Origin of the sequence: Coleofasciculus sp., from assembly GCF_046539235.1 — a bacterium.
Lineage (GTDB): Bacteria > Cyanobacteriota > Cyanobacteriia > Cyanobacteriales > Coleofasciculaceae > Coleofasciculus.
This window is the reverse complement of sequence record NZ_JBKHHI010000230.1, coordinates 1-10,500: the sequence shown is the minus strand read 5'-3', so window position 1 is coordinate 10,500 and position 10,500 is coordinate 1. Positions and strand designations below refer to the sequence as shown.

General features: G+C 44.8%; 10 protein-coding genes. 3 read left to right on the top strand and 7 right to left on the bottom strand.

What is annotated here, in order from left to right; genetic code table 11:
- Together ACLFWI_RS18985 and ACLFWI_RS18980 are read right to left on the bottom strand one after the other, a co-directional pair.
- Nucleotides 1-881: alpha/beta hydrolase family protein (locus tag ACLFWI_RS18985; protein WP_446414205.1), on the bottom strand; the 881-nt coding region annotated here is incomplete at its 3' end.
- 664 nt (nucleotides 882-1,545) lie between these two features.
- A complete protein-coding gene (locus ACLFWI_RS18980; protein ID WP_446387640.1) occupies nucleotides 1,546-1,932 on the bottom strand; it encodes a BON domain-containing protein in 387 nt (128 codons plus the stop codon).
- Nucleotides 1,933-2,104: 172 nt separating this feature from the next.
- Here ACLFWI_RS18980 and glsA point away from each other — a divergent pair, with 172 nt between their 5' ends.
- Nucleotides 2,105-3,085: a glutaminase A gene (gene glsA, locus ACLFWI_RS18975; protein WP_446414204.1), complete on the top strand. Its 981-nt coding sequence runs from the start codon at nucleotides 2,105-2,107 to the stop codon at nucleotides 3,083-3,085.
- A 210-nt stretch (nucleotides 3,086-3,295) separates the two neighbouring features.
- Here the strand turns inward: glsA and ACLFWI_RS18970 are convergent, their stop codons facing one another.
- Nucleotides 3,296-4,420 (bottom strand): THUMP domain-containing class I SAM-dependent RNA methyltransferase, encoded by a 1,125-nt coding sequence (locus tag ACLFWI_RS18970; RefSeq protein ID WP_446414203.1) that lies wholly within the window; start codon nucleotides 4,418-4,420, stop codon nucleotides 3,296-3,298.
- 52 nt (nucleotides 4,421-4,472) lie between these two features.
- On the opposite strand from ACLFWI_RS18970, the gene ACLFWI_RS18965 reads away from it, so the two are divergent.
- Nucleotides 4,473-5,060: a TylF/MycF/NovP-related O-methyltransferase gene (locus ACLFWI_RS18965; protein ID WP_446414202.1), complete on the top strand. Its 588-nt coding sequence runs from the start codon at nucleotides 4,473-4,475 to the stop codon at nucleotides 5,058-5,060.
- On the opposite strand, the gene ACLFWI_RS18960 is transcribed toward ACLFWI_RS18965, so the two are convergent.
- The 4 genes from ACLFWI_RS18960 to ACLFWI_RS18945 form a co-directional block, all read right to left on the bottom strand.
- Complete coding sequence (locus tag ACLFWI_RS18960) at nucleotides 5,039-5,431, bottom strand: hypothetical protein (protein WP_446414201.1); 393 nt, start codon at nucleotides 5,429-5,431, stop codon at nucleotides 5,039-5,041. The two genes, ACLFWI_RS18965 and ACLFWI_RS18960, sit on opposite strands and share 22 nt — an antisense overlap.
- A 68-nt stretch (nucleotides 5,432-5,499) precedes the next feature.
- Nucleotides 5,500-5,889: a type II toxin-antitoxin system VapC family toxin gene (locus tag ACLFWI_RS18955; RefSeq protein ID WP_006098245.1), complete on the bottom strand. Its 390-nt coding sequence runs from the start codon at nucleotides 5,887-5,889 to the stop codon at nucleotides 5,500-5,502.
- Nucleotides 5,879-6,106: a hypothetical protein gene (locus ACLFWI_RS18950; RefSeq protein ID WP_446409912.1), complete on the bottom strand. Its 228-nt coding sequence runs from the start codon at nucleotides 6,104-6,106 to the stop codon at nucleotides 5,879-5,881. Before ACLFWI_RS18950 ends, ACLFWI_RS18955 begins: the two co-directional genes overlap by 11 nt.
- A gap of 95 nt (nucleotides 6,107-6,201) precedes the next feature.
- Nucleotides 6,202-8,856, bottom strand: a complete 2,655-nt coding sequence (locus tag ACLFWI_RS18945; RefSeq protein WP_446414200.1) for a tetratricopeptide repeat protein — start codon at nucleotides 8,854-8,856, stop codon at nucleotides 6,202-6,204.
- A gap of 418 nt (nucleotides 8,857-9,274) precedes the next feature.
- Here ACLFWI_RS18945 and ACLFWI_RS18940 point away from each other — a divergent pair.
- Nucleotides 9,275-10,500, top strand: a 1,226-nt coding sequence (locus ACLFWI_RS18940) for a damage-control phosphatase ARMT1 family protein (protein ID WP_446414199.1), incomplete at its 3' end; no start/stop codon positions are given.

Sequence of the window (10,500 nt, the reverse complement as noted above, 5' to 3'; positions counted from 1 at the left end):
AAAAACAAGGCACTCCAACGAGCGATAGTTTCTGTGGCTACATCCTGGTCTAATAAAGGTCTAACAGGATCGCGAACGGGGTTATCTTCATTGGTAATCCCATAATGGTTAGCCCCTTTGACAATGACTAAAGCCTTGGGTGGATCTTGAATTTGGTTGTAAGTAGCTGTAATTTCCACTAAATCGGCAATTGTGTCTTGACTCCCGGCAATTAAAGCGGTGGGAATTGTTTGATTATTAATCGGCGGAAATGAACCTGTTTCGGGGGGATCTTTAAAGTTTGTACCATAGAAAATACCAGCCCTTAATTCGGGAGGCTGGGTAAATTTACCAGCGCATACTCTAGGAACGCAGATGTCTTGAATAACAGCTAATCCGACAAAACCGCCAAAGGAATGTCCGAGTAATCCTAGTTTATTGGTATTAACAATTCCCGCAATCGGTGAAGCAGAATTAGTGTTTTCTTCTTTTATATAAGAAAGAACATCATTGACTTGCTGCTGTTCGGCAATAAACCCAGTGACGGGTTCTCCTGTTCTGGGATTGGTTACAGTTCGTTCATGATTAGGGACAATCACGACAAATCCGTAACTGGCAACGGTACTGGCGAAATTGGCGTAATCGGCTTTATCCACTAATGCTCCTTGCAACATTAGGGCGATGGGAAATTGATTGGTGTTGGTGTTATAATTTGAGGGAATTGGGAAATAAATATCAGCGGGATCACCATTGGTTGTAATTGTTGTTTGATAGGTATTGACTGTATCGAATAAAGGCTCGGCGCTAAAAGTTGCAGAAGTTGCTTCTCCTAGTCCTAAAGCAATTAATAATGCCCCGATTATGGTTACAGATGATTGTTTTTTTGTGGATAAGCAACTCATTGTCTGCGAGATTTTCGGATTATTTTAAGACTGTCGGAAAAATTGAGTCCATTGTCAAGTGTTTCGGATAGGTTGCACTCATGGAGTGGCGTGGCACATCTAAAATGGTGGAATAGATTTTACGGTTAAATTGGGCGCACGTCAGCCATCCGTGTCAACTTAAGCTCAACCCCTCACCCCCCTCACAAGGGTAGGTTTTTTAAGGTTGGGGTTCAGGTTAGACTTGGAGGACAAGTAGACCATCACTTCGACTTCGCTCAGCGACCGTAGACAAGGAAGAGTTTTAACGAAAAATAGGGCGTTTCGGCTTTGAGAAGTTAGAAGTTAGTTTGACCGAACCGAATTCTGTACGGTTTTTCCCCCTTGTCTTCTTTCCTTCCTTGTCCCCAAGTCTAGTCTCCACCCTAAAATAAAAAACCTACACCTGTCAGGAGGGGGTGAGGGGGAGATGAAGGAAACAGTAGTGCTTTTCGTCTCCCTATAAGTGCAAGCTTTTCACCCATCCAGGAGCGATGGATTGCACTTAGAGTCGGCTTTAAACCTCCTCTAACTCTTGATAGATAAGGATTTCCAATTTGTGCAGCAAGCCCTAAATAATTGAAAAAGACATTAGATTTTAACCTAATGCCTTTTTGGTCGATTATAGCCTAATATAGCGAACAGGTTAACCTACTGTCACTTGAGTCGTGTCAACCGCTTTGGCCCCATTAACACCTCTAGCAACCTTCACCATCTTGTCCAAAATAGCCTGATTCGGAACCTTACCTTTCAACACCACAGTGGTACTCGTTTGGGCGACATAAAGCGTATTGATATCATCTAAATCCGGATCTTCATCAAATGCTAACGCCACCCGCTTGGCTAAACCGCTTTGGTCATATTCTCCATGTAAACCAAGACGTTCTGGAGGAGTGGTGGAGAGTTTCGTCGTGGCTGGGGCTTCATCTGTTTTTGGGCGACTGGCGGCGGATGAAGGCTGCTGCTGTGTTGGAGGGTTTACTTTTGCCTCTTTTGGCTTGTCCATGCCAAATAGTCGTTGTAACCAACCCATATTCTGTTAAACTCCGATTATACTTTGATGATTGATCTATTCATTATCGGTTAACGTTAGGAGTTTGAACATCTATCAATAAGAATAGTTAAGGGTGATCAGTGGATGATTCGCTTTTATTGCTCAGGGTTTAAATCTACACTTTAATCAATCTATTTTAATCGGGGGTAGCATGGCTGAAAAAATTGAGACGTCGCACCCTATCAGTGACAGGGATAACCCGAATCATCATCAATCTTCTCTGGGACTATCCGCATTGACTCAGGCTCAACTCAATACCTTAATTATTCAAGCAAACGTACAATGTCAAGAAGGACAACTACCAACCTATATCCCCTTACTAGCGCAGGCAAATCCAAGCTGGGTGGCGATACAGGTACAGAGGATTCAGGGTGAAGGCGTGGCGGCGGGTGATATTCGTCGTTCATTTCCGTTGATGAGTGTGATTAAGCCGTTTGTCTTACTATTTTTGCTGGAACAATTGGGGATAGAGGCGGTATTTTCTCAGGTGGGGATGGAACCGTCTGATCAGCCATTCAATTCCTTAGCCCAACTGCAAGCTGATCGGGGAAAGCCCCGCAACCCGATGATTAATAGTGGCGCGATCGCACTCGCTGGGCGTTTACCGGGTAAGGATGGGGCGTCTCGTTGCGAAAGCCTGCGCCAGTGGTTGAATCAGCGATCGCAGTCTCAGTTGGTTTTAGATGAGGCGATGTTACAGTCGGTGCGTTCTCTCCCCAATGAACGGAATCACGCGATCGCGAATCTATTAGCCACCTCTGGCTATCTGGATCATCCAGAAATTGCCCTGGATACCTACAATCACATCTGTTGTCTATCGGGAACCGTGACGGATTTAGCTCAACTGGGGATGCTGCTGGTGCAGGATAGTAGCATGATATCACCTCAACACCGTTGCACAGTTAACGATATTCTAATTACTTGTGGATTGTATCAAGCTTCCAGTCGCTTTGCGGTAGAGGTTGGATTGCCAACTAAGTCTGGGGTGAGTGGAGTGATATTATCTATCGTACCGTCTCAGGGTGCGATCGCTTGTTATTCTCCGGCGTTAGATGAGACGGGTAATTCTAAAGCGGGGTTGTTTATTGTGCAGCAATTAGCCCAGGGTTTAAAGTTGAGTGGTTTTGGTTGAATTCCAACATCGGAATGATATTTTTTTAACGCAGAGAGACGCAGAGGGAAAACGCAGAGGTTCGCAGAGGGGCTGTAAGTGTTTTGATCAAGATTGTGTAGGGTTTTGAAATTGTTGGAAATACTAGGTTACTGGACTTTAGACGACTTTAGCTTTTAGCCTTGGGTTTTAACCTAAGGCGATTTAATGCGAGTGGGAAAAAATTGATTATTAATACAGTTCATATTTTAAAAAGGTGCAAGGAATAGAACCGTTATACACCGGAATTCGCCGCGATGCTTTCAATCCGACTCGCTTGGCTAACTGCTTATTTCCAGTTAGGATAAATGCTGTCCAACCTTTAAAGCGTTGTTTAAAAATATCCCCTAGTAATTTATATAAATCTCCCAATTCCTGAACATTTCCTAACCGTTCTCCGTAAGGAGGATTGCAGATAATTATCCCGCGATCGGCTGGTGGTTCTAACTGGGAAAGGTCTTGTTGAATAAAGGTGATCTGATCTAAAATGCCACAATTCTGGGCATTACTCCGGGCTTGATTGAGGATATCCGCCTCGCGATCGCACCCTATAATCGGTGCGGCTAATTCCTGGTGCTGACAGGCTTTTGCCTGCCTGAGTAGTTGTTGCCAAAGGGTGGGATCAAAGTCTAACCAACGCTCAAATCCAAACTGTTCTCGAAACAATCCGGGGGCAATATTTAAGCTGATTAAACTGGCTTCTAAGGGTAATGTTCCGGAACCACACATTGGGTCTAATAAAGGTAACTTCGGATGCCATTCTGCTAATTCTAACAGTGCGGCGGCTAAGGTTTCTTTCAGGGGGGCGAGTCCCATAGCAGATCGATATCCGCGTCGATGCAGACTGGTTCCTGAACTATCTAAACTAAGAATACATCGGTTTTGATGAATGTGAACATTGACTAACAAATCAGGCTTTTCTATATTGACACTTGACCGTTTACCAATCTGGTTCCGTTGTTGATCAACGATCGCGTTTTTCACCTGGAGGGCACTAAAGTGGCTATGATTAAGCTGTTTAGTCTTTCCTGTCGCATTTACGGCTAAGGTTTGCTGCGGTTTGAGGTATTGCGCCCAAGGAATGGTTTGCACTCCCTGATAAAGCTGTTTCGCATTCGTACAAGGAAATTCGGCTAAAACGACGAGTACCCGAAAAATCGTTCTCGCCCAGAGATTCACCCGATACATTAACGCTGTATCCCCCTGAAAATGCACCCCGGTAAAATCGGGACGCACCTCCTGCGCCCCTAGGCGTTCAATTTCCTGCGCCGCAATGGGTTCTAATCCACGGGCGACTGTGGCAAAATAGTGGTTCACGTTTTATGGTTTAATACAGAGTCAGAACATTATTAGGAGCTAAACCCATCTGATGTTTAACCTGATGGATCGGTTAATTTTTAACAGTCTAGATAAATTATATAAGTTTTATTCTAAAAAAGAGTTAGGCTATCAACTAGCACAACTGAATCAACCCGATACTCGATATAAAACACTGCTCAAAGAAGTGGAAGGGGTTTATAAAGAGATACTGCTGACTGATTTACCCGACTATGACGAGGTAAGAACTGATTTACTGTTTAAACTTTTAGGTACATCGGTCAGTGAAGCGCTATATATTGTCAATTATTTACATAAATCTTTACCCTTATCAGGGGATATCTGTGAATTTGGCGTCGCCCAAGGTGCGACATCAGCATTAATGGCGTATGAAATTCAAAAGACGGATAAAACAATTTGGCTTTTTGATTCCTTTGCTGGATTACCCCAACCCTCCGCTAAAGATACACTAAAAGATGATATTTTTAATCTCGGATCAATGGATGCCTACAGGGGGACAATGCTCACCGCTGTTGATCTGGTGCAAAAGCGATTAAATGATATTAACTTTCCCTCAGAACGGACTCAAATTATACCCGGGTTTATTGAAAAAACGATTCAGTCATCTGAATTCAGTTGACGCGGACCCATGGTATCTTTGACGCCGAGACACCATACATCTAGTAGGTAAGTACAAACGATGAATCGGTCATACTTGGGTTTGCGGGTAATACAGACTAAGGCTAAACCTCGGTCGATATTGTCCTCGGTTTCTTGGATTGGATCAGGGTTTTCGTGGAGATAATAGTCCGCACAGTTGGCGTTGACGAAGCATTCAAAAACGGGATCTAATTCTCCCGATGCAACACGGGCAAGTGTTTTTTCCTCCGCCTGTTCTTTGATATAGGTGGTGACTTCAGCCGCCCGTAATCCTAATTTGCGAGCAATTTGTTTCGGTGTTAAGTTGCGATCGCGTAGTTCGGTGATTTCTTGTTTTTGTTCGGGTGTCATTGTTTTGTCATTGGTTATTGGTCATACTCGAAGAGCGCAAGCTACGTCCTTTGTAAGGGGTTGAGGAGTTACCAAGCAACAGTTAGTAGATTTTCAATGTCCTGAAAGTGACGATCGCGTGTTGCTAATGTCAAGTTATATTGGAGAGTAAGTGCGGCAATCCAAATATCGTTTTCAGGTAAAGGACGCCCTTTAAGACGTAACTTGTTTTTGACCTCCCCGTAGTAACGAGCCGTTTGTGTATCACATCCAAGGACAGTACTGTTGGCGATTAATTCATTAATCCGTTCTAAATTGTCTTTTTGCCGTCCTGATTTCTTAGCACCATAATACAACTCGCCAACGGCGATACTGGGAATGAAGACTTCATCAGCTTGGATCAGCTTGTTTCTCACGGCTACGTTATCAGCAAAGAGCGCAATGATGATGTTAGTGTCTAATAAGTATCTACCACTCATCAAGGTCAACCTGCTCACAATCTTGTTCTATTGCTTGGCGCATCAACTGAACATCATCGGGTGGAATTGAACCTGCAAAACGTAGTAATTGTCGCCCAGGGACGCCTTGAATTGTTGAACCGGAAATAGTGCGTGCAAATTCCAGCACTCGCCACTGCAAGTCTTGAGGCATAATTTTCAGTTGTTCAATTAGCTTGTCCAGAATAGGTGTATCCATCTGTTCGGGTGTCATTTTTTTGTCCTTAGTCATTCGTCATTCGTCATTCGTCGTTCTTCTGCTTGGATTATCATTTGATTTAATGTCTCAATCGTTTATTGTTCAATCAACCTCCAGAAGCGATCATCTTGAGCGATCGCGTCAAAGTCCAAATCCGTTCTGGCTTCCTGACGATACGCCGGATTCAGGGCGATCGCTTTTTCTAAGTTGTCGATACTGAAGTGAACCTGACGTTGTTGAGCATAGCCGATAGCTTTCTGATAAAAAGCTGGAGCATAATCGGGTTGAATGGCTAATGCCTGATCATAACTCTCTAACGCTTCCTGATTGCGTTTTAACTTGAGTAACATATTCCCCTTATAGGTCCAAGCTTTATAAGAATCGGGTTTGAGTTCGATCGCCTTCTCAAATGACGTTACCGCCTCCTCATACCGTTCCAATACCGCCAAGGCTAAGCCGCGATTAAACCAGGCTATGCCATCATCTGGTTGCACTTGTACGGCTTTGTCAAAGGAATTATAGGCTTCTTCATGTTGCTGCAGTGCGCCGAGTACCACACCGCGATTTACCCAAGCTTCATGGTAATCGGGTTTGATTTCCAACGCCTGCTCAAAGGATGCGATCGCATCCTCCCGGCGTTTCAATCTCCCTAGCATCATTCCCCGATTCAACCAGGCTTTGTAATCATCAGGCTGGATTTGAATCACTTTGTTAAACGCCACTAACGCCCCTTCATAGCGCTGTAATTCTCGCAAAGCTAATCCGCGATAATACCATGTATCTGGGGCTTCGGGGGCGAGTTCCAATCCTCGATCCAAGGATGCGATCGCGTCTTGATAGCGTTGTAATTCCCACAAAGCGACACCGCGCTGATGCCATAGATTCGAGTTATCGGGTTGTAGTTCTAAGGCTTGATCATACCGTGCGATCGCCTCCTCATAGTCACCTTGGGCAAATAAATTATCTCCCTGATTAATATAATCCTTGACATTCAAGAAAAACTCTGGATGATTCTCATTCAATCGTTCCAGTTGTTCCGTCAGGGGTTGGATTTTTTGCAGGACATCAGATAAGGCAGATTCGGCAATTTCAGTTGGCGTAATCTCTGCCAACTTTTGCAGGATTTCCTCTTTTTGTCGTTTAGCATCAGATTGGATATCTGTCAACTCATCGCCTAACATAGACTCCAATTTTTCCAGGCTTTGGAATGCTTGATCTTTTCGCTCTTGAATCGCCGACTGGAATTGGGAAAATTGGCGGGTAAACTCGCTTTGGATTTGACTCAAACTTTCCAGGGTTTGATCGCGGTTTTCTTGTACCCCTGATTGAGTCGTTGAAAGCTGACTGGTTACCTCCTGTTCCAATTTTTTCAAATTGCCCAAGGTTTGATCAATCTCTCCTTGAATTTGCGATTGGGATTGTTCCAGTTGGCGCGTCACCTCTTGGCGTAACCGTTCCACATCATCAAAGGCTGTAGCTTGCTGCTGTTGCGCCTGTTGTTCTGCGTTGGTTTTAATCTCCGTCAATTGCGGTGAGAACTCTGAGGCGAGGCGTTGCAGATTCTCTAGAATACTCTCTCGTTCTTGTTTCGTCGTGGTTTGCAAGTGGGTTAATTGCTGTTTAAACTCGGTTTCCGCCTGTTGCAAATTCTGTAAAATCGCCGCTTTTTTCTCGTCCAGTGACCCTTTCACTTGGTCAAGCTGGGGGGTAAACTCCTTCTGGAGTTTTTCTAAGTTCTGGAGAATCCTATCCCGTTGTTTTTGTGCCTCGTTTTGCAGTTGGGTTAATTGCTTGCCAAAATCGGTTTCTGTTTTTTGCAAACGCTGGATAATCGCTGCTTTTTCCCCTTGAGCCGCCTGTTTCAGTTTGGCGAGTTCTGGAGCAAATTCGGTACTGAGTTGTTCTAAACTCTGGAGAATTCCATCCCGTTGGCTTTGGGCTTGGTTAAACAGTTCCGCCAGTTGATTACTAAACGCCGTTTCTGAATTTTTCAGGTTTTCCACCACCCGATCTTTTTCGGCGTGGGTATCCTGTTGCAATTTCGCCAGTTCCGGGGTAAATTGGGCGCTTAATTGTTTCAGGTTCTCCAGGGTATCCGTTTGTTCCGATTCAACCTGAGAACGCAATTCTAATAAATGATCAGAAAACTCGTTATCGGTTTGAGCCAGGGCTTTTTGGGCGTCTTTAATATGGGTATTTAAATCCCGCAGTGCTTGTTGTTGAGAGTCGGATAGTTCACTCAGAAGCTGGGATGACTCCTTCTGCTTCATGCCAATATCTTCATAGAAGTCATCAGCTTCTCGATTCAAATCATTGGCTAAATCTTCGGTACGTTCCAGAATCGCTTGTACCTGTTGATTCGCCTGATTAATCTTCCCTTCCAAGTCGGTTAATTCATTCAGATGCGCCCGCACCAAATCCGCCACCTCACGAATTACCGCCCGTCGCAACAGGAATAAGCCAACAATAGCGGCAATTAACAGCAGCGCCAAAACCGCCAAGAGGACATTAAACAGGGTGGTGGTGCGACTAAAGGCGCGATTAGCTTCCGCCTGCACCTGTTCTTGGATACGCTGCTGCTCCCGCAACTGTTCCAACTCTTGTTCCTCAGAATCAGACAGCGCTTGAGATAGTAACCCATCTTGGGCGATGGATTGAGGCTGGATAACGCCAACAGACAATAGGATAGTCGAAAAGACGACCGTACTTAACGATAGGAATGCCAAAGTCACCGAATGTATGCGCTTCATCAGAACGTCCTTTGCCTATTGCTCTCCCGTTGCCATCTGATTTCTAACCTTACCTCAAAATCACTGACTCAAGCTAGGTTCGTCGTTGTTCGTAGTGAGCGCTTTAGCGCTCATTCATCGTTGCGCCGTCTTCCCGATAAACAATGTAGTGGCGTGGCACCGTTGTTCGTAGTGAGCGCTTTAGCGCTAATTCACCGTTGCGCTGTCTTCCCGATAAACAATGTAGTGGCGTGGCACCGTTGTTCGTAGTGAGCGCTTTAGCGCTAATTCACCGTTGCGCTGTCTTCCCGATAAACAATGTAGTGGCGTGGCACAGCTAAAATTGTGGTATAGATTGTAGGTTGGGTTTCGACTTCGCTCAACCCAACGGAATATAGGGCTGAAGCCCTTACTACAAGCCGATGCGATCGCGCTGATTATGTCCCCCACTAAACCCTGTATCCCCATCCCTCCACCCCTGATGATGTCAGAGGAGGGTTCCTTTGCTCACCAGACACTGACTCAACGCTGGGTGACGATTATTCAACGTGCGATCGCATCTAACAATTATCCCGCCTCGATTACTCAGAATCTAGAGAATCTACGTCAGGAATTGCCTTACGGAAAAGTGCGATCGCTTGAGGATGAAACTCAACCCGATTTAGAGGCGTGGAACACCTATATGGAACCCTACCAGGGAAAGCGCTGGATTGATATCCCCTGGTATCCCGCAGAAGTTTACCTCTACCGTCGCATTTTAGAAGCCACCCACTACTTTCAACCGGGAAAATGGCACCGAGTCGATCCCTTTGAACCGCAAAAACACAGCAGTTTGGCAAAGGTAATGTCCGCCATTGAGACAATGAGTGGCAAAATTAACACCTTTGTTGATGCTCAAGGACAATGGAACCGTACCGATTTAATCGCCCTATTTTATTTTGCCCTTTGGGGAAATCGCATTGATTTAAGCCTGTTCCCCACTGACGCCGGAGAGAGTCAACGGATGAATATTGAAGCTTATCGTGAACAGGCAAATCTTTTAGTTGATCATACACCCCAAATTGCTGATCACATTGCTCATCTGAAGGAAGTTCGCATTGATTTAATTGTGGATAATGCTGGGTTTGAGTTGTTCTGTGATTTATGTGTAGCTGACTTTTTCGTCAACAGTGGAATCGCTCAACCTGTTTACTTGCATTTAAAGCCTCACCCGGTATTTGTTTCTGATGCCATGATTAAGGATGTTGACCACACCATCAACGTTCTCTGTAACCATAGCAATCAAGAGGTACAATCTCTAGGAGAACGTCTCAAAAATTATATTGACAAAGGTCACATAATCTGCTGCGAGGATGCCTATTGGACAGCGCCCCTCGCCTTTTGGGATATGCCAGAATCATGGCGCAGTGAATTAAATCAATCCCAACTTGTGATGATTAAAGGAGATGCCAATTATCGCCGCTTACTAGGCGATCGCGAATGGGATTATACTACGCCCTGGGAGGATATTGTTTGCTATTTTCCCGCACCATTAGCCGCCCTACGCACCTTCAAAGCCGAACTCGCCGCCGGATTAAAACCAGATCAAATTAAGCGATTGAATCAAGATGATCCCCAGTGGTTAATAAATGGACAATGGGGCGTCATTCAATTTTTCAACCCACG

Bases quoted from the DNA above. Each gene is read 5' to 3' on its own strand.
- ACLFWI_RS18955 (WP_006098245.1), bottom strand. From the start codon at position 5,889: ATGAGTGGTAGATACTTATTAGACACTAACATCATCATTGCGCTCTTT.
- ACLFWI_RS18945 (WP_446414200.1), bottom strand. From the start codon at position 8,856: ATGAAGCGCATACATTCGGTGACTTTGGCATTCCTATCGTTAAGTACG.
- ACLFWI_RS18980 (WP_446387640.1), bottom strand. From the start codon at position 1,932: ATGGGTTGGTTACAACGACTATTTGGCATGGACAAGCCAAAAGAGGCA.
- glsA (WP_446414204.1), top strand. From the start codon at position 2,105: ATGGCTGAAAAAATTGAGACGTCGCACCCTATCAGTGACAGGGATAAC.
- ACLFWI_RS18960 (WP_446414201.1), bottom strand. From the start codon at position 5,431: ATGACACCCGAACAAAAACAAGAAATCACCGAACTACGCGATCGCAAC.
- ACLFWI_RS18965 (WP_446414202.1), top strand. From the start codon at position 4,473: ATGTTTAACCTGATGGATCGGTTAATTTTTAACAGTCTAGATAAATTA.
- ACLFWI_RS18950 (WP_446409912.1), bottom strand. From the start codon at position 6,106: ATGGATACACCTATTCTGGACAAGCTAATTGAACAACTGAAAATTATG.